The organism is Capnocytophaga sp. ARDL2, from assembly GCF_041530365.1.
Classification (GTDB): Bacteria; Bacteroidota; Bacteroidia; order Flavobacteriales; family Flavobacteriaceae; genus Flavobacterium.
The window spans coordinates 2,049,674-2,075,380 of the sequence record NZ_CP168034.1 but is presented as its reverse complement, the minus strand read 5'-3'; the positions used below and the strand labels follow the sequence as shown (position 1 = coordinate 2,075,380).

Below are 25,707 nucleotides of genomic sequence, written 5' to 3'. Positions count from 1 at the left end.
TTTTGAAAAAGTCGAATGTTTTGAGAAAAATAATCAATAGGAATACGTTAAATATTAGTTCAGTTTTTTAACAATTTCCGCATTGATTTCACTAAAATCATTGATGGTCATATTAGCACCGTCTAAATTTTGCAATTTTGAGTTTTTGCTGTGATACCCTACGCAGAAAATTTCAGCTGCATTGGCAGCTTTTACTCCACTTGTACTATCTTCGATGATGATACACTCGTCTTTTGCATTTTTTGATAGCGATGCTGCGTGTAAGAAAATCGATGGATCTGGTTTAGATTTTGGAAAATCTTCTCCACTTACTTTGTGAGAGAAATATTGGTCTAATGAAAAACGGCGGAATACTCTTTCAATCGTACTTTTAGAAGCTGATGAAGCCAATATCAATTCCAAACCATTTTTATGTAAATCTTTGATGAGGTTTTCAACACCTGAAATCAATTCCAAATTGGGTTTTGTATCAAATGCATCGTTGAAAATAGCTCTTTTTCTCAAAACCAAATCATTTACTTCACCTTCTACTCCAAATAAATTTTTGATTTTTTGGTAAACATTTTTGGTAGAATTTCCCGTAAAAGTGGCGTATAATTCTGGGGTTACATCGATGCCCAATTCTTCAAAATGTTTGAAATAAGCGTATTTATGAACAGGTTCTGTATCAACAATTACTCCGTCCATATCAAAAATTACTGTTTTTATCATTGTGTATTAATTATAGTGTTCTATGTCGTTCTATTGGTCTTGTGTTGTCAAAATGATAGCGGTAAGTACGTAATCTTCGGCTAAGATTTGAGCCGAGATTTTTGGCTACATTGATCATTTTTGGGTTAAAATCTCCAATCCATTGCATTTCATAATCGGTGTAATGCATTTTTGAAAATTCGTTTTTACCTGCGATAATCATATAGTTGTCAATTCCTTGACCGTGGTATTCTGGAATAACACCAAATGCCAAACCTACAATTCGTTTACTTTTTGCAAATGTTTTATAATAAAGGAATTGCAATTTTTGCAACAGTCCAAATTTTCCTTTCAAATGTTTGAAATACTGATTCAAGTCGGGTAAATTCAGCCAAAAAGCAATCGGTCGCTCGTCTTTAAAAACAAACCAAACCAATTTTTCATCAATCACAGGTTTCATTTTTTTGAAAGTCAATTCGGCTTGTTTATAGCTCATTTCCTTTCCACCGCCGTGAGTTGCCCAGGCTTTGTTGTATATTTCGTGAAACGCTTTGATGTAGCGTTCTATGTTGTTTTTCTTTAAGTGTTCGGCTTTAAAACCTGGTATTTTTGAAATAGCTTCGTAACGTTCCTGAAATTTTGGTTGCAATGCTTGTTTTACAGGCAAGGCAAAGCATTCTTGGTTGAAATAAGTTTTAAAACCGTAATTTTCAAATAATTGAATATAATATTCAGGGTTGTAATTCATACCGTATAGTGGTTCGTAAAAACCTTCTACGAGTAATCCCCACCATTGGTCGCGTTCACCAAAGTTGATAGGGCCATCCATAGTTTCCATACCGTGATTGAGCAACCATTTTTTAGCTGTGTCAAAAAGTAGGTTTGCCGCCTCTTGGTTGTTGATACATTCAAAAAAGCCGATACCTCCTACTGGGGATTTGCCTTCGTATTTAGGATTTACAAAAGCGGCAATACGACCGATGTGATTGTTTTTATCATCAAATAGATTCCAACGAATAGCGGTACCACCTCTTTGAAACAATTTGTTTTGATTGGTATCAAATACTTTTTTTACATCTTGCTCAAGAGGTTGAATCCACTGAGTGTCATTTTTGTAAATATATAAAGGCAATTGGTAAAACAATTGTTCTTGTTCGTTAGTGTTTACTTCTTTTATTGTCATAGAATTTGTTTTGTATTAAGGGTGTCTTCAACTTCAAATAACTCCGTAGGATTTATCTTAAATTGGTGCATTTTTTATTTTCTGAACCACTTACATTCATTCTGATGCAAATTGTTCTCTATCTTTGAGAATGTCAAAGATAATCAGCGATTTGTTTGTTTCCAACTGATTGATTTGCCTTTTAGGGTAGATTGTCTAAATACTTTACACATTCTTTCGTGATAGCATTAGCTAGTGGAGGAGGCACTGCATTGCCTACATGTTCACATCGTTTAGAATGGCTTCCAATAAATTTGTATTTTAAAGGAAAACCTGTAATAACAGCTGCTTCGCGCACTGTTATACTTCGATGCTCTATGGGGTGTACTGGAAAATTACTATGCCCAGGTACTAAGGTAGGTGCAAGTAAATTCATTGACAAACGCATTGTATTACCACGAGAATATATAAAAACTACTTACTTTCCAAAGCATTCTGAAAATCAGTGTTTTATAAAAATTTTCCCTTCATTTTCTCAAAAGGTAAAAATAAAAATTTAACACAAAAAGTTAAAAAAGTGTTTTATTTACTCTCAAAGTCGTTAATTTTACCCTCGATTTCAGGGGTTAGTTTTTTTGGTACTAACAGAATATCATACCCAAATTTGTTTGCGTAATTTTGTGCAAATTTGAACGTAGGATTTTTTTCGCCTCGTTCAAAATACATAATCGCTTGACGACTACTTCCTATTGCTTTAGATGTGGCTCTAACGCTTAATCCTTTCAGCAATCGTATTTCTTTCAATCTTTCTCTTATATCCATATCAATTTGATTTAAAGTTAAAAAATAAGGGCAAAATTAATACTTTTGCCCTCGTGTATTTGTTTTATTTGTTAAAGTTATTGTAATATTTCTAAATAAATTAAGGCTTTGCGGAAGAATTTTGTTTGTATAAAAAATGTGCAAACAAGAAATGTATTTTAAGCTTCGCAACAGTTAAATTAACTATTTCATCGTCTTTGAGAAAAATAAAAGGGTTTTTATAGTTTTTGTCCCAAGTAGGTTTGTAGCCTCTATCTATCATCATTTCTATAGCATCGGCTACGCATACTCTTTTGCCTATTGTGTTAAAAGCAATTTTATTAAAGATGCTGTATAACTTCCCTAAATCGTTATAAGGGTTTTCTTTTGTTTTTTCAAATTCATAAACTTTTTCGTTTAAAGAAAAAAAACTACTTACTATCATATCTGTTTTTTTTTAAATTAAATAATTTCGTATAATGCTTCTAATTCCTAACTTCGTTAATAACAAAATCCATTAAATCAGTAAGATTTTTAACCTCGTTAGGTATGAAATACTCTACTTTTGTTTGCCCTCGTTCGTCTGAAATTTTGAACTCGTTATGTTGATGATTGTAATAAACGAAAATGTAAGGTAGTAGTTCGGAAATATTATTGTGTAATAAAATTCTATCTATTTTTCTGTTTAGGAATGGAAATATTTTTTTTAAATGTTTAGGTTTGATTTTAGCCTCGTGTACTGAAATATCGCATAAAGCACCATCTACATCTATACACAAAAATCTATTTGCTAATATTTGAACAACTTTAAATTTTCTTCCGTTGTGCTTTGCTAAATAACTACCTCTATTTACATTTAATGATACTTTCATAATTTTAACTTTTTATTGCTTTAAATATTCTCAATTTGTTTTGTTCGATTGCTTCAGCCATTCTTTCTTTTTGAACCTCTGTAATGATATTTTGAGGGTTGTTTTTAAAATCAAAATACCATTCTGTATAATCTTTAATATTAAACTTATTTTTTTAAATTTCGCCCAACCCTTAAAAAATTGGGCGATTTTGTTTCTCAATATTATTCCTCTATAAAAACATCGGAATAATCTATATAAATTTGCTCTGTTACATAATCTATCACTTTTTTTATTGTCCTAAAAATAAAACTACCCCTATCATAATACTTTAAATCAATTAAATGTATATCCCCAATAGTTACATAATTAGGGTACAAACGATTTGAATAAGCGTTTCTTTTTGAAATACTAATTAAATCCTCTCCAAAGTATTTTTTATTGTACTCAACCGATGATATAAAATTTCGTGTGTACATTTCACAATTTCCTGCAGATAACCCCATATTTGAGAAAACTTTGTAAACGTAATTGCCCCATACCTCCTTATTTTCTAAAATATCATCAAGCATAAAATAACCATCAAAATAAAAACGCTCCTCGTACCCCTCAAACAACATACTTTTAACATTTGGAGTAATCCTCAAACCTCTTAAAGTCTCCTGTACATCCTTTAAAATCTCTAACTTTTCCATAAATCAATTTTTTTTAAATGTTATTGTTGTTTTCATATCTTTTTTTTATTTAAAAAGTGGTTTATATCATAACAATATCCGTTTTCAGAAATTAGTTGCCCAAATTCATTAGCCCATTTTATAACTCCTGTATACGTGTATAGCTCTGTTTCAATGCTTATACATTTTAATGAAGAATTGCGTGGACAAATTCCTCTTTTACCTTTTGATAGTGCTAATTTTGCCAATTGCTCTGTATTTTTTATTGTGTATCTACCTATTTTTAGAGTTGATATTATTGTTGCTTTCATTTTGTAAGAATTTTTAAATTTTAGTCTTGTATATCTGTGTTTAATTCTATAAAAAAGTATTTTGCATCGTCCGTTAACATAACGCTTTTATATATTCTGTTTGCTATTGTCTCTATTTTACGCCTATTTTTGACAACAAAAAAATCTACTTCAATATTTCCAAAAAAATCGATGCCAACGATTTTTATAGCTCCGTTTTTATTGATTTTAAATTTAATATCTAATCCTCTACTCCAATCTTTAAGAATATTAAACAACTCTTTATCTTTCTTTTTTATACGATACTCTTTTTCGTATAATTCGATAATATATTTATTTGTGATGCCTGTTGCTTCTATAATTTGCTCTATCTGTGCTTCTTTTTTCTGTGTGGTTGTCAATCTTATTTTCATTTTTCCTCGAAATTTTAGAAAATAATCCCCCTGCCCTCGTAAACAAGGGGAATATTTAGGTTAACCCGTTGTGCATTTTAAATTATACTTGCTTTAATTTTATTTATTTCCTTTTTTAATACAAATTTGTTAATGTATTGAATTAAGGTTAAAGCAGTTATTTTACTGATAATTCGTGTTTTAAAACCGTTGAATGATTTAGCATAATTCCTTTTAATCATAAATTGATCACAAAGTTGAGAAAATAGAGTTTCGATTCTTTTTCTCTTCTTTTTGAATAAATAAAATTGAGGTTTGTAATCTTTTTGATTTATTCTTTTAGGTGTATCTAACTGAATAGTAGCAGTGTTAAACAAATCTAATTGATATTGTGACGATATATAACCTCTATCACCAATCAAAACGCAATTTTGAATTTGAGAACTAACATCTTTTAAATAATGAACATCGTGAACAGATGCTGGAGTCATATCTAAACTTTGTACAATACCTTCTATTGAACAGATTATGTGTAATTTATATCCAAAATAATGTAACTTCTGACTAGCACAAAAACCATAATCAGGATATGAAAAACTTTCGTCTCTACAAATTTTACTTCTCATTGCTCTAGCATTTTCACATATTTTCAAAGGCATACTATCAATTACAAAATAACTCTCCTCTCTATTAAAACACATTGCAAGTTTTTCCCTAATCTGATTTATATAATAAAAAAGATTTCGTTTTCTTTTGTTATAAACACTTCTTTCTATTTTGTTTTTCAAAGAATTAGGTATTTTTCTAAAGAGTTGTAATTCACTATCAATACTTAAATATTCTGCTGTTAAATTTAAACTCACCAATTCTAAATCACTCATTTTTGGCTTTCTCCTTTGATAAGGTAAAAGTTGATGAGGAAAAAAATCTTCTAAAACTTCTAAAATTCTTTCGTATATTTGCTCTAAGTTGTTCATTTTTTATTTGTTTTAGCGAACTAAATATACTGAATTTCAGTTAAATGAACAACTTTTTTTATTTTATTTCATAATGCACAACAGGTTTAGGTTAATAAATAAATGAGATTTTTATTAATAGAAAAAGCAATAATTTTCGCTTTCGATTAGGTCGTGTCTTACTTCTCTTCCGTATTTTTTATAATCAAAATAACACATAAGGTTATCGGGAATTTTTAAACATTCTAATTCGTGGGCGAAATAGTAACCCAAGTCATAATCATTTTTGGCTTCGCAACAAAACGCAGACTCCGCTTCCTCAATTGTGTCAATAGTTAATTCTATACCTCTTATATCAGCATATTCAATAATCTTTTTTGGGTCACGGTGGTTGGAGAGTTTTTTTATCAACTCTAAAAACTCATCTGTAATTATGTAATTTTCATCAAAAGGTAAAAAGCCCTCGTAATCTAAAAAGCAATATTCGTGTTGCCCTCGCTCATCTGGAAATGTTTCGTTTAAATAGTCGAAAAAATCCCCCACGGTATCAAAGTCTAATAGGTCAACCCAGTGACCTGAAAGTCCGCCCAGTTCGTTGTATCTCTTCCAAGTCGATACATAAACATTGAATGTTGTAAAGTCTGAAGTGTTTTCTCTTTTGCTTTGTGCAACCTCGCTACTGTTATTCACGATAGGTGCGGTTTTTTCTGATTGTAACATTTTATAATTATTTAAAAAGTTTTTAATACAAAAAACCCTAAAAAAGTGGGTGTTGTTACAATCAGTCGCTATGCGATTAATTTGCTATATATTACTATATAGCGACACCTTTTTTTAGGGTTATATTTTTAAGTCTTATTTGACTTGCAATATTTTTAAATGGCTATTGCGACCGATTGTAACATTGCAAACATACGACAGAAAACAAACACAATGCAAATAATTTTATCACTTTAACGAAATTTTAACAAGGTGATAAATGTAAGTGTTTGAAAATGAATGAAAAATATAAAATAAAAAAACGCCCCAATTTTACAACTGGGGCGAGGTAGTTAATAATAAATAATTCTCTGTTATGAAAAACAGAAAGTTTTTAATCTTGTGCGAGTTCTAACTCTTTCTTCAACTCTTCTAAAGTTATATAATCTCCATCATCTGTAAGATGAGCTTCACGAACCGCCAACACGTCTTGCAAATCTTCAACCTCTGACAATGTCAAATCGTTCACGATTTCATAAAAAGCATTGATAATACTTTTCTTTATTGCGTTTGTTTCCATATTTTAATGGCTGTTTAATTATACCACAAATATAAATATATTAACCCGTTGTGCATTTTAAATTATACTTGCTTTAATTTTATTTATTTCCTTTTTTAATACAAATTTGTTAATGTATTGAATTAAGGTTAAAGCAGTTATTTTACTGATAATTCGTGTTTTAAAACCGTTGAATGATTTAGCATAATTCCTTTTAATCATAAATTGATCACAAAGTTGAGAAAATAGAGTTTCGATTCTTTTTCTCTTCTTTTTGAATAAATAAAATTGAGGTTTGTAATCTTTTTGATTTATTCTTTTAGGTGTATCTAACTGAATAGTAGCAGTGTTAAACAAATCTAATTGATATTGTGACGATATATAACCTCTATCACCAATCAAAACGCAATTTTGAATTTGAGAACTAACATCTTTTAAATAATGAACATCGTGAACAGATGCTGGAGTCATATCTAAACTTTGTACAATACCTTCTATTGAACAGATTATGTGTAATTTATATCCAAAATAATGTAACTTCTGACTAGCACAAAAACCATAATCAGGATATGAAAAACTTTCGTCTCTACAAATTTTACTTCTCATTGCTCTAGCATTTTCACATATTTTCAAAGGCATACTATCAATTACAAAATAACTCTCCTCTCTATTAAAACACATTGCAAGTTTTTCCCTAATCTGATTTATATAATAAAAAAGATTTCGTTTTCTTTTGTTATAAACACTTCTTTCTATTTTGTTTTTCAAAGAATTAGGTATTTTTCTAAAGAGTTGTAATTCACTATCAATACTTAAATATTCTGCTGTTAAATTTAAACTCACCAATTCTAAATCACTCATTTTTGGCTTTCTCCTTTGATAAGGTAAAAGTTGATGAGGAAAAAAATCTTCTAAAACTTCTAAAATTCTTTCGTATATTTGCTCTAAGTTGTTCATTTTTTATTTGTTTTAGCGAACTAAATATACTGAATTTCAGTTAAATGAACAACTTTTTTTATTTTATTTCATAATGCACAACAGGTTTAGGTTAATAAATAAATGAGATTTTTATTAATAGAAAAAGCAATAATTTTCGCTTTCGATTAGGTCGTGTCTTACTTCTCTTCCGTATTTTTTATAATCAAAATAACACATAAGGTTATCGGGAATTTTTAAACATTCTAATTCGTGGGCGAAATAGTAACCCAAGTCATAATCATTTTTGGCTTCGCAACAAAACGCAGACTCCGCTTCCTCAATTGTGTCAATAGTTAATTCTATACCTCTTATATCAGCATATTCAATAATCTTTTTTGGGTCACGGTGGTTGGAGAGTTTTTTTATCAACTCTAAAAACTCATCTGTAATTATGTAATTTTCATCAAAAGGTAAAAAGCCCTCGTAATCTAAAAAGCAATATTCGTGTTGCCCTCGCTCATCTGGAAATGTTTCGTTTAAATAGTCGAAAAAATCCCCCACGGTATCAAAGTCTAATAGGTCAACCCAGTGACCTGAAAGTCCGCCCAGTTCGTTGTATCTCTTCCAAGTCGATACATAAACATTGAATGTTGTAAAGTCTGAAGTGTTTTCTCTTTTGCTTTGTGCAACCTCGCTACTGTTATTCACGATAGGTGCGGTTTTTTCTGATTGTAACATTTTATAATTATTTAAAAAGTTTTTAATACAAAAAACCCTAAAAAAGTGGGTGTTGTTACAATCAGTCGCTATGCGATTAATTTGCTATATATTACTATATAGCGACACCTTTTTTTAGGGTTATATTTTTAAGTCTTATTTGACTTGCAATATTTTTAAATGGCTATTGCGACCGATTGTAACATTGCAAACATACGACAGAAAACAAACACAATGCAAATAATTTTATCACTTTAACGAAATTTTAACAAGGTGATAAATGTAAGTGTTTGAAAATGAATGAAAAATATAAAATAAAAAAACGCCCCAATTTTACAACTGGGGCGAGGTAGTTAATAATAAATAATTCTCTGTTATGAAAAACAGAAAGTTTTTAATCTTGTGCGAGTTCTAACTCTTTCTTCAACTCTTCTAAAGTTATATAATCTCCATCATCTGTAAGATGAGCTTCACGAACCGCCAACACGTCTTGCAAATCTTCAACCTCTGACAATGTCAAATCGTTCACGATTTCATAAAAAGCATTGATAATACTTTTCTTTATTGCGTTTGTTTCCATATTTTAATGGCTGTTTAATTATACCACAAATATAAATATATTAACCCGTTGTGCATTTTAAATTATACTTGCTTTAATTTTATTTATTTCCTTTTTTAATACAAATTTGTTAATGTATTGAATTAAGGTTAAAGCAGTTATTTTACTGATAATTCGTGTTTTAAAACCGTTGAATGATTTAGCATAATTCCTTTTAATCATAAATTGATCACAAAGTTGAGAAAATAGAGTTTCGATTCTTTTTCTCTTCTTTTTGAATAAATAAAATTGAGGTTTGTAATCTTTTTGATTTATTCTTTTAGGTGTATCTAACTGAATAGTAGCAGTGTTAAACAAATCTAATTGATATTGTGACGATATATAACCTCTATCACCAATCAAAACGCAATTTTGAATTTGAGAACTAACATCTTTTAAATAATGAACATCGTGAACAGATGCTGGAGTCATATCTAAACTTTGTACAATACCTTCTATTGAACAGATTATGTGTAATTTATATCCAAAATAATGTAACTTCTGACTAGCACAAAAACCATAATCAGGATATGAAAAACTTTCGTCTCTACAAATTTTACTTCTCATTGCTCTAGCATTTTCACATATTTTCAAAGGCATACTATCAATTACAAAATAACTCTCCTCTCTATTAAAACACATTGCAAGTTTTTCCCTAATCTGATTTATATAATAAAAAAGATTTCGTTTTCTTTTGTTATAAACACTTCTTTCTATTTTGTTTTTCAAAGAATTAGGTATTTTTCTAAAGAGTTGTAATTCACTATCAATACTTAAATATTCTGCTGTTAAATTTAAACTCACCAATTCTAAATCACTCATTTTTGGCTTTCTCCTTTGATAAGGTAAAAGTTGATGAGGAAAAAAATCTTCTAAAACTTCTAAAATTCTTTCGTATATTTGCTCTAAGTTGTTCATTTTTTATTTGTTTTAGCGAACTAAATATACTGAATTTCAGTTAAATGAACAACTTTTTTTATTTTATTTCATAATGCACAACAGGTATATATTAATAAGTAAAAAAAACATTTTAACATTTAATTTCTACAACGCAAATAAAACGCCCTCACCAACAAAAAAACTCAATCAGCACCGATATAAAGCACACTCCCAAAAAACACTTCACAAACAAAAAAAAATACTATATAAAGCAATATAATAACGCCAATAACCAATGTAACCGCAAAAAGCCAATAATTAAAGCCGTTCCGCAACGATATAAAGCCGAAAACATCAACATAACCCAATACAAACATATAAAGTATCCAAAATAACTAAAATCTAATTAAAATGCTAAAAATCAACAAAAAAAGCAATTTCGCAACGATATAGAGGCTCCAAACCATATAACAACCCCTAAATAAAACCAATTCAGACAACAAAAAAGAAAAAAAATGATGAAAAAACAGCCAAAATGGTGCAATTTTGTGACAAAAATAAATACAAAATATCATTAAAATCGTGAAATTTCCGAAAATGGGCGTAAATTATTTTAATTTTGTCTAAACAATGTAAAAAATAACGCTGTAAGTTCAATATTTTTGTATTAGTACCGTAAATTTTTAGACCAAAATCGGAAAAATAACGCTGTAAGGACTTTGGACTAATTATAAATAGAGCTTAAAAACGCTATAAAATGCCGTTTTTTAATGATAAAATATCATTGTTTTTTGATTGAAAATTTTAACGCTTTAAATTGTGTTTATTTAGATGTAATAAATGGTGAAATGTTCTGTTTTTTGTGTTTTTGCTGAATGATTTTAATTTGTATGGTCTTGTTTTGCTGTTTTTGTGCTTGGCTGGAAGAATTCTATAAAATTAGCTTTGTCCTCGTGTGGTTCTGTTTTGTGGTTTTTGTTTTTGCTTTGGGTGTTTTATGTGTGTTTTGTATAGTTTTTGGGAAAATATCGGGAAAATTTATATAACTTATTGAAATATAATACACTTTAGAAAAATACATGTTTTTACTATCGATTTTTCTTTTAAAATTATAGGTAAAATCTATTGTGATACATAAAAGGTATAGTAGTTATATATAGTAGATGTATCCACCAAAAAAGTAAAAGCATACGCAAACCAAAAAAAGGTAAAAATATTTTTAAGGTTGTGCTTTGCTTTACCCCTATACCCAAAGATAGTGCGTTTTTTTTGTAGGGGCTTTGTCGAGATTGTGGGGGGTGGGTCTTGTATGTATTTATATATTTTAGATTTGGATTTGTGTGTTTGTATTTTTACAGTTATTCATTTAAATTTCGAGGTTGGTTTGGTTTTGGGATAAATTTTTTGTTAAAATTATTTTGAATAGATTTTATTTATAACTTTGTGTTGTTTTAATAAAATTGATTTATGGCAAAAGATATGGGATATAAGGTATTTATTTGGGGAGATGAGTTGATGATGAAACTTTTTGTAATGGACGATATGGAATTGGTTGATGAGCTAAAGGGTGTGTTTAGTTGGGAGGAGGTTTGGCAGTTTGTCGAGGCTTGGGACGAGGGTTTTTTTGTGATTGGTGGTACGAAAGAGTTTAAAAACGAATTGAAGTGTGGTTTGTCTTTGCGTGGGTGTTTTTATCGTGAGTTGGATAGCTGGAAGGGTGTTTTTGATGGGTGTTTGGAGGTTGTGAATGGGTTGCGTGTGCCTACGATTCTTGGTGGGAATATTTTGTGTGTGCGATTGAAAAACGAGCCGAAAGGGTTGGTTTTGGGCGTGAAGGATGGTATTCCGAAATACAGGGTTGTTGGTTTGGGTGATAGTGTTGTTGGTGTGGAAAGGGGAGATGTGGTTTCGCCTTATTTTGGGATTATTGGCAGGGTGTTTTTGTATGAGGGTGTTGAGGGTGTTGTGTTTAATTTTGAGAAAGATATTGATTTGGTTTATGGCAAAGAGAGGTTATAAAGCGGAAATGAGTGAGAGGTTTCCGCATACGCATCAATTGATGCTGGAGGGAAGGGTTCAGGTTGTAAAGTCTGGAGTTGATAAGTATTCAAGGTTTCGTTTTGAGAGAATTCCTAAGGGGTATGATTTTTTGGAAAATCAGTATATTTTGAGGAAGAGTATTTTGAAAAGATATTCGGATATGAGTGATGAGGATATTGATTTGTTTTTGTGGTTGTTTCCTAAACAGTTTGTGAGTATGGAAATGCTGAGGGAATATGGATATAAGGCTTCTTATCCAAAAATTTTGAGTTTGCAAAAACTTGGTTATTTAGAGGTGTATAAAACGGATAGATTGGTGAGGAATAAGTTGTTTAGATGTACAGGAAAAATGGGTAAATTTGTAAAGGATTATTACGAATTGCTTTGTGATGTAGATAAGTTGTGGGATTTGACTTCGAGGACGAGTATCAATCTTGCGGAGGCTGTGAATAGAGCGGTGAGGAGTAGTGAGAAACTGGAGATGAGGAGGTAGGTGCAAAGTGTTATGTACAAAGTATTAAGGGACTGCTGTAGGGTATGTCCCTTTTTTTGTGGGGATATTTTATAATTATTTGTTAATTTTGAAAATAAATTGTTAATTTTGAACAAAAATTTTATTGCTATGGGATTTGATATTCAAATGGAAGATTTAAACACGATTACAAGCTCCCCAACGACAGAGGGGGAAGCGTCGCCTGTGGAGGGTGCTTTGACTGAAACGGAGGGTGCTTTGCCTGATACGGAGGCATCGACTACGCCCAGCGACCCAACGGATATGTATAGTGGGGATAATTCTTTTGCTGATAAATCGGTAAAGGAAAATGTTGTTGATGATGAGGCTGTGCTGTCGTATTTGAAGGGTAAGGGTATTGAGGTTGAAAAATTGGAAGATTTGAAGTTGTCTACTTTTGAAGATGATGAGCAACGAGCTTTTTATGAATACCAACAAAAGACTGGTAGGGGAAAAGAAGAGTTTGCTTTGGTACAAAGGGATTTGAAGTCTATCAACGATGTGGATTTTGCAAGAGAATTGGTGCGAAAAGAAACTGGTTTGAATTTGTCTGATGAAGAGGTGGACGAGTTTTTGAACGAAAAGTTGGATATTTTTATTTCGGACGAAATGAGCGTAACGGAACGAGTAAAGTTGCGTGAATATATCAAAAATGATTTATCGGAATTGGAAAAATTGCAAATTGAGTACAATACTCCAATTGAAAAGAAAGATAGTCTTGTGGATATGGTTTCTTTGGAAGATGGTACGTTAATGAGCAAAGAAAATTTTGATAAGATGCAAGATAGTAGAAGTTTGTTTTTGTCAGAGAATAAAGAGGCTGTGAATGGTATTACTGCTTCTAAGATGAAAGTGAAACTTGACTTTGACGGCACAAATGAGGATTTGGAATTGAGTTACGAAATTACTGATACAGACAGAAAAAAGATGCTTGAGCTAAGTAATGATGTACAGTCTGTTTTTGGTCGTTATGTAGATAGTAAAGGAGGGTTTGATTACAAATCATATAATGAAAATTTTGCGTGGGTTGACCCTGAATTTAGGGAGAAACAAATCAACGCTTATATCAATCAAGCGGTGGCACACGCTACGGAAAAGGTTTTGAAGGGTAGGAGTAATGCTTCTTTTAAGGAGTCTGGTAGTACTGTGCCTAACAAAACAGAGGACGGGGTGAAAATAGTGCCACTAAGTGAAATTTTTAAATAATTAACTAAAAATTAATTTGAAATGTTATTAGAGCATAATTTATCTGGGGGGTTGCCAATAGTTGAGGATACTAATGCTTTGCAACCGACGGCGTCAAGTTTTATTACCTTGTATGATTATACAATGGTTTATCAACCTGATTTGTTTAAGGAGTTGTTGTTTTCTTATGGTTCAGGTTCTATCCAAGAGTTTATAGATTTGACGACTGGTAAGAGAGATAATTCTTTTGCGAGTGATGTAATCAAACATGCTGAAATGGGTAGATTGCACAATGTTTTGAAGGGTGTTACTATTTCAGGTAACAACTTTACTTCGCCAAAAGCACATGGGTTGCAACCGAGAGATGTAATCAAAATTTCTAATGGTTCGGAGGAAACACAGGCTACTGTTCAGTCTGTTACTTCGCCTACTGTGTTTGTTGCTACAAACGATAAGGGGAGTGGATTTAGTGGTTTTACTACAGTAACTGTTTTGGCTGATTTTTCAAATCGTTATCCAAAAGGTTCGGAAGCTCCTACACGAGGTAAGGTATGGGAGCCAAAGTTTAGAGAAAATTATCCGCAAATCATTAAGTCTTTCTTTAGTGTGGCGGAGTCTGATATGGCGTCGACTACTTGGTTGCGTTTGCCTGATGGTACGCATAGATGGTTTAATCTAAACTTGGAACGTAATATGTTGTTGCACGACAACAAGGTGGAATTGAATGCTATTTTGCACGAAAGAGTGAAAAGTGGTTCGGATACTTTTAATGCCGATAGCAACAATTTGGGTATGAAAGGTTTGGTGCAAATCGTTGAGGAAGGTGGGAATATCGGAAACGATTATATCAAAAATCTTGATTACTTGTCTGCGATTGCTAAACGTGCTAAAATTGAGGGTACTTGTCGAGAGTTTACATTTTGGTGCGACCACGAGCAAATGCGTTATTTCCGTGAGATGTGTGCGGGATTGAATGCTTCGTTTGTGAATGGTTCGCACTATGGGGCTTTTAAAAACGACAAAGATATGGCTTTGAGATTGGATTTTAGCTCTGTGCATTTGGACGGTGTTACGTTTCACTTTAAGCCGTGGAAGTTGTTAGATGACCCTACGCTTTTGGGTGCGGCTGGTTTTTCAAATACTTCATTGGCTTATGTTGGTATTCCGACTGGTCAGAAAAATGAGGTGAAAATTGACGGTGTTACACACTTGAAGCCTTATTTTGATGTGTTGTACAAAAGATTGGGGCAGGTGGATAGAAAGAAAAAAATAAAATTCTTTGGTTTGCTTGGGGTTGAGCAATCTAAAGATGAAAGCTCGGTAGAGGCTATCACTGAGGCTACTACAAGGGTTGTGGGTGCTAACAACTTCTTTGTTGGTCGTAGAGATGATTCTTTCTATCCGTAAAGCTTTCTAACCTCTTTCAAGGTGATGTATATTTGAGAATGTAAAAACTCGGAGCCACATACTCCGAGTTTTTTATTATTTTTTGTCTTTATATGTAAAATAAAAGTACCCTCCTACGGCTATAAATAGCACTAAAAACAACATTGCATAAGCTGGTAAAAATTCCATAGTTTACTTTTTTTTGATGTTTGACTTTTTCTTGTTTTCTGTATCATCTACCATAATCATTCCGATAATGAATGTGAGAAGAATTATTCCTATGCCTACAAATATTAATAGTGGGTTGTATTTCATTTCGCTAAAAATATTTGATATAAAAACGGCTGTTACTAAATATTTGGATATATCTAATAACCATTTACCAAATTCTTTTCTCATAAATTTATTACTTTGGTTACTACAAATATATTTATCTGTTGTGTATCTGCTATATATTTTTTGTTGATATTTTTGTTATTTAACATTTTTAGTTAATTTTGTGTTAATAACAAAGGTGTAAGCAGAATGTTTTCTCATATTAGGTGGGACAGGTAGGCAAGATGCTTGTTTTTATAAAGTTGAATATTTTCTATAAAATAATTTTCAGCTGTGAACCAATTTGCATATTGCTTACTGCTTTCTGCCTACGGCATAAAATGTAAAAAAAATATGGCATTAGTAACATTTAGAGTAAAAAAATCGTCGCCAAGGAGTTGGCAAGTTTCACAGAGTAGCGTTTTTGCGAAAACAGAGAGTGGGGTAATTAAAGAAATTAATTATTTTAAAGGTAGGGATAGTATTTTTGTTGAGGATAATGAAAAAATAAAACCCAGCCTTGTACCAGCGTTTGAATTTAATGAAATGACAGAACGTACGGAATTGGTGTTTGATGATGTGGATAAAAATTTGTACGATTTTTTGACAAACCATGGTCATTTCGACAGAAGATTTGAATTGTTTAATAGCAAAGCCGAGACTGAAAGAGAGTTGTCAGAGTTTGAACAAATCGACCAAGCTACACTTGAAATTACAGGTCGCAAAGGTGCTGAATTGAAGGCTTTGGGCTTGTTGGTAATTGGTATGGGGGCTATGTCCTTTGAGGAAAAAACTATCCAATTGAAGTTGCGTAAATTGGCTATGGAAACTCCTACTAAATTGCTTAATGTGACTAAAGATTCTGCTTTTGAGAAAAAGTATTTGGGTGCGTTGGGATTGGTTTCAGGGGTTTTGAAATTTAATGCATACCATACGGCGGTGGTTTGGGCTGATAATGATGGCGAAGTGGTGTCAATCGGACAGGGTGAAAATGGTTTGGAAAAATTGGGGGCGTTGTTGAGTAAAAACAACGAAACTGCAATCTCTACCTTACAGGCTATTGCGGATAAAATCAACGAAAAGGCAAATGTAGAACAGAGTGAGGGTAAAAAAAACACAAGGTCTAAAAACAAATAGTTGGATATAAGTACCTAAGCTGTCTATGGCATAGGAATATTGTGAATGTGTTTTTGTTTTTTGAAAAGAAGGGGCTGAATTTTTAGCTCCTTTTTTTTGTATGAGATATATTGTTAAATTTGTGTTAACTAAAGTATTTATTTATGGATTGTTTGAAATATGAAGGTCGTACTTATCGACCAGATGTGCTGTACGGAAAGATACAGCAAAACCCTGAATATTTTGTAAGAAAGCATAACCTAACGGAGGCTATGCTAAATAGTGATGTGAGTAATGAATTGGATTTTCATATTGGTAGTGATGAGAATGCGGTTTTGCGTTTGCGGGGTTTGTTGGGTAATTTGTCAAAAGAGATTGATGCTGATTTGTATAACGAATTGGCAGATGTGTATAGGAAATATTCTACGACAGATGTGATGAATGCTAATGATTTTAAGCAACATTTTGAGGGTAGATTGGATAAAAATGTTGTTGATGAATTGGTATCGATAAAGAGGGGGTTTGATGCTATAAAGAAAAGGGAGGTTCGTCGTAAGATAGAGCAAAGAAGGTCTGAGCTAAGGGAAGAGGTAAGGCGAGAATATTTAGAAAAATATAATGTTGTGGATACACAGGGAAATCGTGTGGATATAAATGGGAAGTTGGTAACGGAACTTATACATTCTATTGATGAATTGACAGATGATGACTTTAGTAATCCGAGCCGTACGGTTAGGCTACCTGCTTTGTCTGCAACTGTTGATAGTGCTATTGGTGCGAATGGTAAGCCTGTAATTATCAAAAAAAATATTTTTGAGAAGAATGCAAAAAGCCATAAAGATTTGTCTCCTGATGATAGTAGAATGATTTTGGACAAGGCACTGTATGACCCAACTTTGTATGGGCAAAATCAGAAAGCTAAAAAACCGCATAGGTGGATTGTAATTCATTTGGCTGATAGAAATGCTTCGGTAGTATTGGAGGTAAATAATAAGAAAGACAATGTAGAGATTGTAAACTGGCACTTCCTTAATGAAAAGGGGATTGAGAAAGTAAAAAAACAAGCTTTGCGTGAGGACGGGCAACTCCTCATACTGCCCTCTGAAAATTCGGAGGAGGCTGGTGCCCTTTCCAGCCGTACGCAAAACTTGTCTGATACAAACATACAAAATGATTTTGAATTGGGCAATATACAAGTGTCTGAAAATGGGAATTCGGAAGTTGAAAATAAATCGAAAAGCGATTATCGTACAGGTATAAGAACTCATATTGATAGAATGAGAAGGGGTGAGCATAGCGAGGAAACGATGATGGCTTTGGATAGGTTGAATAGATTGTATGAGGTGGAAAATCAGGAACGAGCGATTGATGAGACAAATGCTTGGTTTGATGAACTTGCTCCTATGGGATATAATGGTTTGAGGGATTTGAATTTGGTGCGTGAGTTTTTTGAGGACGGTTATTTTAAAGGTGGAATGTTGGTGGCGATGTACAAGAATATTTTTGAGGGATATGAGGATTATATTCATTTTTACAAAAGTCACAACGATATTGAACAGATGAATTTTTATATAGAAAAGCAATCTACTTTTATTGGTGCTTTTGATAACGAGATTAGGCAAAGTGCGAGGGTTTTGTCTATGTTGCGTAGGTTGTACGAATTAGATCCACGTTATGCGAAACGAGAATTGGAGCGTGATTTTGTGCGTTTTGTGGGTAGGGAAATGAATATGGAAGAGAAGCGACAAATGGAGCTGTATTATGAGGAAGATAGGTCTATTGCAAAGGAGATTGAAGAGGCTATGGAAGGTTTGGAAGAGGCTGAAAGCAAAGCGTTGGCTAAACAATTGGCTGAAAAGGGTAGGGCGTTGCGTAATGCAAATATGCGGAGAGTGGAGGGCAACGACCCTAATTTGAGGGTGGCTAATTTGCCTTTGGACACGGAAATTGCTGTGGTTGAAGCTAAAAAAAATGTATTTAAGAATTTTACTGAGGCTAAGCAATGGGCTAAAGAAAATATTGCTAAAACTTATTCTGATGAAGAGACTGGTGGTAAGGGCAAAATAAAAATAAGTAATAATGTTATAAACAAATACCTTTCGGAAAGTGCTATTGATAAAAGCGATAGTAAAGATGTGCATTTGTCTGTATTAAAGGTTTTGCCACATGTTATTAACAGCGGTATTGTAGCAGAGCAACATTCTGATTTTAAAAAAGGTGAAGATGGTAAAAGAATTCCTGAAAATGGTGTAAACGAGAATGTAATTATTCATAGAGTTTATGGTTCGGTAGAAATTGATGGGTATGTGTATCGTGTAAAAGTAACTTTAAAAGAGAATACTCGTGAAAATGATACTCCTATAAATTCTTACTCATATGAAGCAACAAAAATAGAGTTGCTAAGTGGAACTTTAGTAACCGATGCTAAAAGCAAGGGCGACCCCAAACCTAACAACTCTAATATAGTGCTACTACCTCACTCCGCTCCGACCAATGGCGGTAGGGTTAGGGTCGCAAGTAATGGCTCTATTAGTCTTGCAAATTTATTGCATGGGGTGGAATTTTCCTACGAAAAGGGTAAGAAAATTTTAGATGCTATGCAAAAAGCACAGCAAACGATTGTTTCTGAAAGGGGAAAAGCGATTGCTGACAAAATCCGACAATTGAAAATAAAAGACAATACGCTGAATGCAATTGCTATTCCTCAAGCTTTGTATAATGGTGCGTTGGAAATTACGGCTACTGCGATTGAGGGTGGGGCTAAATTGTATGATGCTGTGCGTAAAGGTGTGCAATATATTAAAAAGTCTGGTTGGTATAAACGATTGTCAAAGGCTGAACAAATTGAGGCTGTGAATGAGTATAGAAATCTGTTTGAGAGTATAAATGATGAAGCGAAAGAGCTTATCTACTTGAAAGATGATGGTAGTGTTTCTGTGCCTATTGGTAAATTGATGGAATATGCGATGAATGGTAAAAACTCTATTATGGAGATTGCGGAAGCTATCAAGGTGGATATGTTTGGGGATAATGATTTGGTGTCGGCTAAATTGATAAAGGATAGTATAATGGGGTACTATCGTAAACAGCCAAGGAATAGCAATGAGGTGCGTGATAAAATCAAGGAGATGAAAGATATTCAACGCTTGATTGACCAAATTGTGTCTATTGAAAATGGTACTTATATACCTAAACGCAAAGAGAGGAAAGAGCCTGTCTCTAATGATGAGTTGCTGAAATTGAAAAAGACGGCTTTGCAAAAACGATTGCGTGAATTGATGAAGCAATATGATGGTGAGCATAAAAAACAATTGACAGATGCTGAAAAGTCTAAAAGTAATGAGAAGCGATTGGCTCGAATGATTGAAAAGGCTGAGAGTGATTTGATAGATTTGTATAATGGTATTTTGCCGATGAATGAGCAAAGTGCAAGGGAGATGTCTGATAAAGAGTTGGAGTTGCAAGACGAATTGAGTAAAAAGCGTAAGGAGATTGCTAAGTTAAAAAAGGAAATTGAAGATGCTAATGGTACTACTGAAGCGAAAGAGGTTTCTGCAAAGGAAAAGATGTTGGAGAGAATGAAGCGAAAGCTGGAGCAAGATATTAGCGATTTGGAGCGTGGGATAAAGCAAGAGGTGGGTAACAGGAAGCGTGAGGTAATGAGTGAGAGAATTACGGAATTGGAGCGTGAAATTAAGGAGCTAAAGGCTGATAAGAAACGCTTGGAGAAAGATCAAGGTATTACAGATGAGAAAGAGTTGGAACGTTATAAAAAAATTATTGAAGCACAGCAACGCAGGTATGAGCGAATGTTGGCGGAAAAGAATTTTTATCTTCCGCTACCTAATAAGCACCCTATGAATAAAGAGGTACAAAGACTGAAACGCAAACGAGATGATGCTAAGGATAAATATATGGAAGCGTGGCTGATAGCGAGAAGAAAAAACAGAGGTTGGGGAAGAATAATAGGGAATTATGTTTTAGGGTTTTTTAATACTATACGAGGTAGCCACGCTACAGGGGATTTGTCTGCTATTGGTATTCAAGGGGGTTTTGCACAGGGGTATTTGATAGCACAGAAAGGTGGTATTAGAAAGTATATAAGGGCTTTAAAGAGATGGAATAGTATTTTTAACAGCAAGGTTTATGATAGACATTTGGAGGAAATGAAAACTCACCCTATGTATGAGTTGATGAAACAAACGGGTGTGCGACTGACGGAAGCTACAGCGATGAGTAGGGTGCAAGAGGAGGGATTTTTTCACAATGACGCAATTTCTATGCTACAAAGTCGTCTTGATAAAGGTTTGTCGAGATTTGGTATGAAAACGATGAGTATTGAACGAGGTACTTCGGCATTTTTGAACCAAATGCGTATAGAGATTTTTACGCTGGAGGCTACGCGATTGATGAACGAGGGTAAAACTTTCGAAACGCATCCTGAAGAGTTTAACCTTTTGGCGATGACTACTAACACGCTGACTGGTGCGGCTAACTATCGTTGGGAGCGTAATAGAGAGGATGTGGCAAATATAAATGGTGGTAAGCCTACCAGTAGTTTTACTTACAATCCTAATAGTAAATATAGCGGATTGACAGAGCTTTCTTCTATATTGTTGTATTCGGGTCGTTTGATGACTTCGCAATTGAATATGATAAATCCTACAAATTATTTTGGTGGTGGTAGTGCTACTACTCGCAAGATGTATAGACAGGCGTTTTTGATGAATTTGGTAACGAAATCTGTGAGTATTGGTTTGATGACTTTCTTTTACAATGCTACTTTGAAAGCGTATTTGTGGGCAAATCGTGAAGAGGAAGAGGAAAAATGGGGGGTGCCTATTGAGGATATTTACGAGTTTAGAAAGGCTAAGATAACACTGGATTGGCGAGATACTGATTTTGGTACGATAACGATGCGTAATATGGAAGGTGCAAAACAGCAATACAATCTATGGGGTGGTACGAAATCTATGGTTGTAAGTAGTGGTAGATTACTCAGTTGGGGGGCTAATATTGCAACTAGTAATAAATACAATATTCATTCTTACAGACGTACAGATGAATGGGGCGAAGAGGAGTTGAAAAAGCTGAATGAATCAGGGTATAGTGCTACTAATGTACTTTTGGGTACTTTGTTTGAAAACAAATTAGCACCTGGTATTGGTTTGGTTTATGGTATGGCATCTGGAAATATCAAATATACAGAAGATGGCAGGATTAGTATCAAAAGGTTTGGGAAAGATGTGTTTAGTTTTGAGAATGTTGCTCCTATGTCATTGAGTACGCTAAATGATTTGTATCAAACTGATGTGATAAGGGGTATGAGCGAATTGAGTGACGATACTAATGGGTTTGATATTTTTGATGCTATGATAGTTGTAGGTACGATGACAGGTGGTGTGAACTTTAAGCACGAACACAAGCCTTTTCTGAATGCTAAAAAAGCGTATGAAGAATATAAGGCTGAGGAACTAGAATGGGGTGAAGAGCCTATGGAGTTTGAAGATTTTATAAAATTGTGAACTGAAGATGTATATATAAATGATAGGATAAAGAAATCTGAAGGTAAAATGCAAGAATTGTTGCAAAAAATGGAAGTTCCTGACTATATGTAAAAATTGGACGAGGAGTATAACAAAAAGATTGAAAAACAAATGAAGAATATTGAGTATAGGTATTGATGATAAAATCGGAATATTGTATTCCGATTTTTTTTTAACATTTTTGTTAAATTTGTGTAAAATAAAATTTATTTAATATGAGGAGTAATTATCATTTTATTATTGAGTCTTCGCATGAGTTTAACGAATGTTTTACTACGGTTGGTGGTTTGGTGCTTTTTGGAGATAAGCGACATTTACAAAACCGATTGGCTAACCAAATTGCAAAAGTGGTGGCTTTGCCTTTGCTTGATATTGAAGATGAAATACAGGTAGGTTATGAGGTGTTTATTGATTATTCTACTTTTTTGCGTTTTATTTCGGATAGTGGGGTGATTGAAAACAACTATACGATTGATAAGGATAGGGGGTTGTACAAGATACCTGCGAGTATGATTTATTTGTACAGACGAAATGCGAGTGATGAGTGGAGAGGGTATAGGGATAATTTGGTTGTTACAAGCTCCCTAACTTCCGAAGGGGGAACTTCTAATCTTGTAAATATTGTTTGGGAGAAGCCTAAAAAAGAGTATTTTTTGGAGGTTTTGAATGATGAGTTGATTGATTGTGATGTGCAAAAAGGTGATAAGGTGTTGTGTAATACTGGACAATTGTTGCCAATTTTTATGAATGGTAAAGAGGTGTTTCACCTAAGGAATAGAGATGTTTTTGCTGTGTACGAAAAATAGTTTTTTATGGATTTTTCTAAAAAAATAAAATTGGAGTTGATTGACAAAATGAAATTGTTGATTGAGCAATGTTTTGAGATTATGGAGAGGGATATTGACCCTGATTTGAGTGATGATAAATTGCACAATGTGCTAAAGGCGAAACGTATTGCTACAGATGATACGAAATATTATACGAGTCAGATTGAGGTTTTGGAGCATGAAATCAATGGAACTGTGCCTGATGATAGGGAGGTAAATCCTACAGATTTGTTGAAGAAGTTTTCTAAGAAGTAACTAAATTAAGTACAAAGTATGTTTTATTATTTGGGTAAAAGGGTTGAGATTGATGAGCAGTTGCGTAAGGCTCGAAATACTCTAAATCTTTGGTCTTATGGGTACAATGCTGATATTGATACTGTGATTATTTCTAAAGATGGTACGCTTGGTAGTGTGTGGGAGGTAATGGGTTTAAAAATTGGTCTGCCTGAAGCTCCTGCAGATGACAAAGTTTTGAATTATGGGTTGCCTACGCATAAGCAGGTTTGGAAGCGACAGTTGTTGCCTGAGGGTATGTCTTCGGATAATTGGACTTTGCCTAAGTTTTTTCCGTTTATTGAGGAGCAGTTTTATTATCGTGAGCATGGTAGGTGGATGTATTGTAGAAACGAATTGGTGTATCTTGCTCCGAGTTATTGGTTTTTTTTACAGAATTATCGAGAGGAGAGCGATTTTCCGAGGTTTCGTATTATTCAAAATGAGTTGATGCTTTTTTGGGAGGCTTGTAAGGCTGATTTTCGTTGCTATGGTATGGATTATGTAAAGAATCGCCGTTTTGGGGCGAGTGCTTTGGGTAATAGTGAGTTGCTGAATTTGGGGACGATTCACGAGAATAAGGAGTTGGGTATTGTGTCTAAAAAGGGTACAGATGCGAGAAAGATTTTTGCGAGATTGGTGCGTTCGTTTAAACGATTGTCTCCTTATTTTAAGCCTGAAACAGACGGTAATACAACTCCTAAAACGGAATTGGTGTTTACGGAACAGTCTCGTAAACGAAAGATTGGTGAAAAGGTGCGAGAGAGTGTTGGTTTGGAAACGACTATCAAATGGCATAATACGGAAATAAACGCTATGGACGGTGATAGGATTTTCTTGTCGCTCTTGGACGAGGCTGGAAAGTACCCAAAGGAAGTTCCTTTTGACCAATATTGGAATATTGTAAAGACTTCGCACCGTATTGGTAGTAGTATTGTGGGTAAGGCTATGGTGGTGAGTACTGTGAATGCTATGAAAAAGGGAGGTAAGGAGTTTTTGAATATTTGGAAGGATAGCGATGTGAACCAACGTAATAACAATGGACAGACAAAAAGTGGGTTGTATCGTATTTTTATTCCTGCTAAATATTCTTTGGAGGGTTTTTTTGATGTGTATGGTTTTTCTATTGTGGACGACCCTAAAAAGCCTACTAAAAATGATGTGGGTAATATGGTGGATATTGGTGCGGTTTCGTTTTTACGCAACGAGTTGGAAGGTCTTAAAGATGACCCAGAGGGACAAAATGAGTTTTTGCGTCAGTTTCCTGATAGCGAACGAGATGCTTTTCGTGATGAGGCTACGGATTGTGATTTTAACTTGATGGTATAGTTCATTTTTTATAAAATCGCATTTAAATTGTCTATATATTTTTTTGAATAAGAATGTTTTCTAATTTCTTCTAATATAAAATCATCTTTTAAGATCAAAAGATTAAAATTAATTTGTCTTTGATTATTTCCTTAGAAATTTCTTTTAAAACATTGATAGAAATAGTGTTGCCAAACAGTTTGTAGGCTTGTGTTTGCGATGGATTGATGATAAATTCTTTGGAAAATCTTTGTAGTCTAGCACATTCTCTTGGTGAGAGTTTTCGTACTTTTACGTCGATGAGATACAATCTTGATTTTGGCTCCTAAATCACCGCCATAGCCAGAAAGTGTAATGGATTGACCCGAAGGATGATAAATCCGTTCGCCCTGTCCGCCTTTGTTTACTTTCCTATTTGGATAGGTTTATTGGGCTTTTCTGCTACTCCAAAAAGGTCGTTCTGATGCTGAAAATTTTTGTAAATCTCCATATCTTCTTGCTCGATGTTTTTGGCATCGGTAGGATTTTTTCTAAAATATCTTGAAGCGAAATCGGGATATTTAAAGCGTTTGGAAAATGAAAAACCGAACTGTCTAAACTATTGTGAAACGCCACAAAATAAATGCGTTTTCTGTTTTGAGGCAAGCCAAAATCGCTCGAATTTAGAATCGCATAATTTACCAAATAGTTCAACTCCTGCAAAAAATCTACGGTTATTTTTAGGGTATTTCCATCATCGTGCGACATTAATTTTTTTACATTTTCTAAAAATAAAACTTTTGGCTGATGGTGATTTATAATTTGTACAATATCAAAAAAAAGCGTTTCTCTTGTATCTTCAAAACCGCCTCTTTTTCCTGCAATCGAAAATGTCTGATACGGAAATCTTCCACACAAAATATCGTGAGTAGGAATTCCTTTTTCGTCAATTTTAATAATATCTCTTTGCGGACGAATGCCATAATTTTGAAAATAAATTTTGGCTGCGTATTTGTCCTATGCCGAAGTAAAAGA

Annotated in this window: 27 protein-coding genes and 1 pseudogene; 9 read left to right on the top strand and 19 right to left on the bottom strand. The window is 33.4% G+C overall.

The features are described from left to right. Positions 1-54: 54 nt before the first annotated feature. The 16 genes from AB4865_RS10470 to AB4865_RS10395 all read right to left on the bottom strand — a co-directional run bounded on the left by AB4865_RS10470 (position 55) and on the right by AB4865_RS10395 (position 10,225). Complete coding sequence (locus AB4865_RS10470; RefSeq protein WP_372473241.1) at positions 55-711, bottom strand: HAD family hydrolase; 657 nt, start codon at positions 709-711, stop codon at positions 55-57. A gap of 10 nt (positions 712-721) precedes the next feature. Further along, a complete protein-coding gene (locus tag AB4865_RS10465) occupies positions 722-1,873 on the bottom strand; it encodes a hypothetical protein (protein WP_372473239.1) in 1,152 nt (383 codons plus the stop codon). Positions 1,874-2,054: 181 nt separating this feature from the next. Beyond that, the gene (locus tag AB4865_RS10460; protein WP_372473238.1) at positions 2,055-2,288 is read right to left on the bottom strand and encodes a DNA cytosine methyltransferase; all 234 of its coding nucleotides are present in this window, start codon (positions 2,286-2,288) and stop codon (positions 2,055-2,057) included. A 146-nt stretch (positions 2,289-2,434) separates the two neighbouring features. Beyond that, entirely contained in the window at positions 2,435-2,674 is a 240-nt protein-coding gene (locus AB4865_RS10455; protein ID WP_372473236.1) for a helix-turn-helix transcriptional regulator, read from the bottom strand. Between the two features lie 100 nt (positions 2,675-2,774). Then, positions 2,775-3,098, bottom strand: coding sequence for a hypothetical protein (locus tag AB4865_RS10450; protein WP_372473235.1), 324 nt, complete (start codon positions 3,096-3,098; stop codon positions 2,775-2,777). 40 nt (positions 3,099-3,138) lie between these two features. After that, positions 3,139-3,525, bottom strand: a complete 387-nt coding sequence (locus AB4865_RS10445) for a hypothetical protein (protein WP_372473234.1) — start codon at positions 3,523-3,525, stop codon at positions 3,139-3,141. A gap of 203 nt (positions 3,526-3,728) precedes the next feature. Beyond that, positions 3,729-4,199, bottom strand: a complete 471-nt coding sequence (locus AB4865_RS10440) for a hypothetical protein (RefSeq protein WP_372473232.1) — start codon at positions 4,197-4,199, stop codon at positions 3,729-3,731. Between the two features lie 32 nt (positions 4,200-4,231). Beyond that, positions 4,232-4,489 (bottom strand): hypothetical protein, encoded by a 258-nt coding sequence (locus AB4865_RS10435; protein ID WP_372473231.1) that lies wholly within the window; start codon positions 4,487-4,489, stop codon positions 4,232-4,234. Positions 4,490-4,509: 20 nt separating this feature from the next. Continuing rightward, complete coding sequence (locus AB4865_RS10430) at positions 4,510-4,881, bottom strand: hypothetical protein (protein ID WP_372473230.1); 372 nt, start codon at positions 4,879-4,881, stop codon at positions 4,510-4,512. Positions 4,882-4,958: 77 nt separating this feature from the next. After that, positions 4,959-5,837, bottom strand: coding sequence for an IS982 family transposase (locus AB4865_RS10425; protein WP_372472445.1), 879 nt, complete (start codon positions 5,835-5,837; stop codon positions 4,959-4,961). Positions 5,838-5,951: 114 nt separating this feature from the next. Then, positions 5,952-6,536 (bottom strand): antirestriction protein ArdA, encoded by a 585-nt coding sequence (locus AB4865_RS10420; RefSeq protein ID WP_372473229.1) that lies wholly within the window; start codon positions 6,534-6,536, stop codon positions 5,952-5,954. Between the two features lie 373 nt (positions 6,537-6,909). Further along, positions 6,910-7,095: a hypothetical protein gene (locus AB4865_RS10415; RefSeq protein ID WP_372473227.1), complete on the bottom strand. Its 186-nt coding sequence runs from the start codon at positions 7,093-7,095 to the stop codon at positions 6,910-6,912. Positions 7,096-7,152: 57 nt separating this feature from the next. Then, complete coding sequence (locus AB4865_RS10410) at positions 7,153-8,031, bottom strand: IS982 family transposase (protein WP_372472445.1); 879 nt, start codon at positions 8,029-8,031, stop codon at positions 7,153-7,155. Positions 8,032-8,145: 114 nt separating this feature from the next. Then, positions 8,146-8,730 carry an antirestriction protein ArdA gene (locus AB4865_RS10405; protein ID WP_372473229.1) on the bottom strand — a complete coding sequence of 195 codons (585 nt, stop codon included), beginning with the start codon at positions 8,728-8,730 and terminating at the stop codon, positions 8,146-8,148. Positions 8,731-9,103: 373 nt separating this feature from the next. After that, entirely contained in the window at positions 9,104-9,289 is a 186-nt protein-coding gene (locus tag AB4865_RS10400; RefSeq protein WP_372473227.1) for a hypothetical protein, read from the bottom strand. A gap of 57 nt (positions 9,290-9,346) precedes the next feature. Beyond that, on the bottom strand, positions 9,347-10,225 hold the full coding sequence (locus AB4865_RS10395) for an IS982 family transposase (RefSeq protein ID WP_372472445.1): 879 nt from the start codon (positions 10,223-10,225) through the stop codon (positions 9,347-9,349). A gap of 1,428 nt (positions 10,226-11,653) precedes the next feature. Between AB4865_RS10395 and AB4865_RS10390 the strand changes: the two genes are divergently transcribed. From AB4865_RS10390 to AB4865_RS10375, 4 genes are all read left to right on the top strand, one after another. Continuing rightward, the gene (locus AB4865_RS10390) at positions 11,654-12,205 is read left to right on the top strand and encodes a hypothetical protein (RefSeq protein ID WP_372473226.1); all 552 of its coding nucleotides are present in this window, start codon (positions 11,654-11,656) and stop codon (positions 12,203-12,205) included. Then, complete coding sequence (locus AB4865_RS10385) at positions 12,186-12,719, top strand: hypothetical protein (RefSeq protein WP_372473225.1); 534 nt, start codon at positions 12,186-12,188, stop codon at positions 12,717-12,719. Before AB4865_RS10390 ends, AB4865_RS10385 begins: the two co-directional genes overlap by 20 nt. Positions 12,720-12,827: 108 nt before the next feature. Continuing rightward, entirely contained in the window at positions 12,828-13,943 is a 1,116-nt protein-coding gene (locus tag AB4865_RS10380) for a hypothetical protein (protein ID WP_372473224.1), read from the top strand. Between the two features lie 21 nt (positions 13,944-13,964). Continuing rightward, positions 13,965-15,329, top strand: a complete 1,365-nt coding sequence (locus tag AB4865_RS10375) for a hypothetical protein (RefSeq protein ID WP_372473223.1) — start codon at positions 13,965-13,967, stop codon at positions 15,327-15,329. 171 nt (positions 15,330-15,500) lie between these two features. On the opposite strand, the gene AB4865_RS10370 is transcribed toward AB4865_RS10375, so the two are convergent. Next, on the bottom strand, positions 15,501-15,707 hold the full coding sequence (locus AB4865_RS10370; protein WP_372473222.1) for a DUF6722 family protein: 207 nt from the start codon (positions 15,705-15,707) through the stop codon (positions 15,501-15,503). Positions 15,708-15,977: 270 nt separating this feature from the next. Here AB4865_RS10370 and AB4865_RS10365 point away from each other — a divergent pair, with 270 nt between their 5' ends. From AB4865_RS10365 to AB4865_RS10345, 5 genes are all read left to right on the top strand, one after another. Then, positions 15,978-16,760, top strand: a complete 783-nt coding sequence (locus AB4865_RS10365; protein WP_372473221.1) for a hypothetical protein — start codon at positions 15,978-15,980, stop codon at positions 16,758-16,760. 143 nt (positions 16,761-16,903) lie between these two features. Further along, positions 16,904-22,264 carry a hypothetical protein gene (locus tag AB4865_RS10360; protein ID WP_372473219.1) on the top strand — a complete coding sequence of 1,787 codons (5,361 nt, stop codon included), beginning with the start codon at positions 16,904-16,906 and terminating at the stop codon, positions 22,262-22,264. 236 nt (positions 22,265-22,500) lie between these two features. Then, the gene (locus AB4865_RS10355; protein ID WP_372473218.1) at positions 22,501-23,091 is read left to right on the top strand and encodes a hypothetical protein; all 591 of its coding nucleotides are present in this window, start codon (positions 22,501-22,503) and stop codon (positions 23,089-23,091) included. A gap of 6 nt (positions 23,092-23,097) precedes the next feature. Beyond that, positions 23,098-23,367 (top strand): hypothetical protein, encoded by a 270-nt coding sequence (locus AB4865_RS10350; RefSeq protein ID WP_372473217.1) that lies wholly within the window; start codon positions 23,098-23,100, stop codon positions 23,365-23,367. An 18-nt stretch (positions 23,368-23,385) separates the two neighbouring features. Beyond that, a complete protein-coding gene (locus AB4865_RS10345; protein ID WP_372473216.1) occupies positions 23,386-24,714 on the top strand; it encodes a hypothetical protein in 1,329 nt (442 codons plus the stop codon). A 94-nt stretch (positions 24,715-24,808) separates the two neighbouring features. Here the strand turns inward: AB4865_RS10345 and AB4865_RS10340 are convergent, their stop codons facing one another. Continuing rightward, complete coding sequence (locus AB4865_RS10340) at positions 24,809-25,003, bottom strand: DNA cytosine methyltransferase (RefSeq protein WP_372473215.1); 195 nt, start codon at positions 25,001-25,003, stop codon at positions 24,809-24,811. 131 nt (positions 25,004-25,134) lie between these two features. Further along, positions 25,135-25,677: pseudogene (gene dcm / locus AB4865_RS10335) on the bottom strand (DNA (cytosine-5-)-methyltransferase); the annotation flags it as partial. Between the last annotated feature and the right edge of the window lie 30 nt (positions 25,678-25,707).

Bases quoted from the DNA above. Each gene is read 5' to 3' on its own strand.
- AB4865_RS10445 (WP_372473234.1), bottom strand. From the start codon at position 3,525: ATGAAAGTATCATTAAATGTAAATAGAGGTAGTTATTTAGCAAAGCAC.
- AB4865_RS10450 (WP_372473235.1), bottom strand. From the start codon at position 3,098: ATGATAGTAAGTAGTTTTTTTTCTTTAAACGAAAAAGTTTATGAATTT.
- AB4865_RS10435 (WP_372473231.1), bottom strand. From the start codon at position 4,489: ATGAAAGCAACAATAATATCAACTCTAAAAATAGGTAGATACACAATA.
- AB4865_RS10460 (WP_372473238.1), bottom strand. From the start codon at position 2,288: ATGAATTTACTTGCACCTACCTTAGTACCTGGGCATAGTAATTTTCCA.
- AB4865_RS10400 (WP_372473227.1), bottom strand. From the start codon at position 9,289: ATGGAAACAAACGCAATAAAGAAAAGTATTATCAATGCTTTTTATGAA.
- AB4865_RS10370 (WP_372473222.1), bottom strand. From the start codon at position 15,707: ATGAGAAAAGAATTTGGTAAATGGTTATTAGATATATCCAAATATTTA.
- AB4865_RS10470 (WP_372473241.1), bottom strand. From the start codon at position 711: ATGATAAAAACAGTAATTTTTGATATGGACGGAGTAATTGTTGATACA.
- AB4865_RS10425 (WP_372472445.1), bottom strand. From the start codon at position 5,837: ATGAACAACTTAGAGCAAATATACGAAAGAATTTTAGAAGTTTTAGAA.
- AB4865_RS10365 (WP_372473221.1), top strand. From the start codon at position 15,978: ATGGCATTAGTAACATTTAGAGTAAAAAAATCGTCGCCAAGGAGTTGG.
- AB4865_RS10465 (WP_372473239.1), bottom strand. From the start codon at position 1,873: ATGACAATAAAAGAAGTAAACACTAACGAACAAGAACAATTGTTTTAC.
- AB4865_RS10455 (WP_372473236.1), bottom strand. From the start codon at position 2,674: ATGGATATAAGAGAAAGATTGAAAGAAATACGATTGCTGAAAGGATTA.
- AB4865_RS10375 (WP_372473223.1), top strand. From the start codon at position 13,965: ATGTTATTAGAGCATAATTTATCTGGGGGGTTGCCAATAGTTGAGGAT.
- AB4865_RS10355 (WP_372473218.1), top strand. From the start codon at position 22,501: ATGAGGAGTAATTATCATTTTATTATTGAGTCTTCGCATGAGTTTAAC.
- AB4865_RS10410 (WP_372472445.1), bottom strand. From the start codon at position 8,031: ATGAACAACTTAGAGCAAATATACGAAAGAATTTTAGAAGTTTTAGAA.
- AB4865_RS10350 (WP_372473217.1), top strand. From the start codon at position 23,098: ATGGATTTTTCTAAAAAAATAAAATTGGAGTTGATTGACAAAATGAAA.
- AB4865_RS10440 (WP_372473232.1), bottom strand. From the start codon at position 4,199: ATGGAAAAGTTAGAGATTTTAAAGGATGTACAGGAGACTTTAAGAGGT.
- AB4865_RS10420 (WP_372473229.1), bottom strand. From the start codon at position 6,536: ATGTTACAATCAGAAAAAACCGCACCTATCGTGAATAACAGTAGCGAG.
- AB4865_RS10430 (WP_372473230.1), bottom strand. From the start codon at position 4,881: ATGAAAATAAGATTGACAACCACACAGAAAAAAGAAGCACAGATAGAG.
- AB4865_RS10390 (WP_372473226.1), top strand. From the start codon at position 11,654: ATGGCAAAAGATATGGGATATAAGGTATTTATTTGGGGAGATGAGTTG.
- AB4865_RS10385 (WP_372473225.1), top strand. From the start codon at position 12,186: ATGGCAAAGAGAGGTTATAAAGCGGAAATGAGTGAGAGGTTTCCGCAT.
- AB4865_RS10360 (WP_372473219.1), top strand. From the start codon at position 16,904: ATGGATTGTTTGAAATATGAAGGTCGTACTTATCGACCAGATGTGCTG.
- AB4865_RS10415 (WP_372473227.1), bottom strand. From the start codon at position 7,095: ATGGAAACAAACGCAATAAAGAAAAGTATTATCAATGCTTTTTATGAA.
- AB4865_RS10405 (WP_372473229.1), bottom strand. From the start codon at position 8,730: ATGTTACAATCAGAAAAAACCGCACCTATCGTGAATAACAGTAGCGAG.
- AB4865_RS10395 (WP_372472445.1), bottom strand. From the start codon at position 10,225: ATGAACAACTTAGAGCAAATATACGAAAGAATTTTAGAAGTTTTAGAA.
- AB4865_RS10345 (WP_372473216.1), top strand. From the start codon at position 23,386: ATGTTTTATTATTTGGGTAAAAGGGTTGAGATTGATGAGCAGTTGCGT.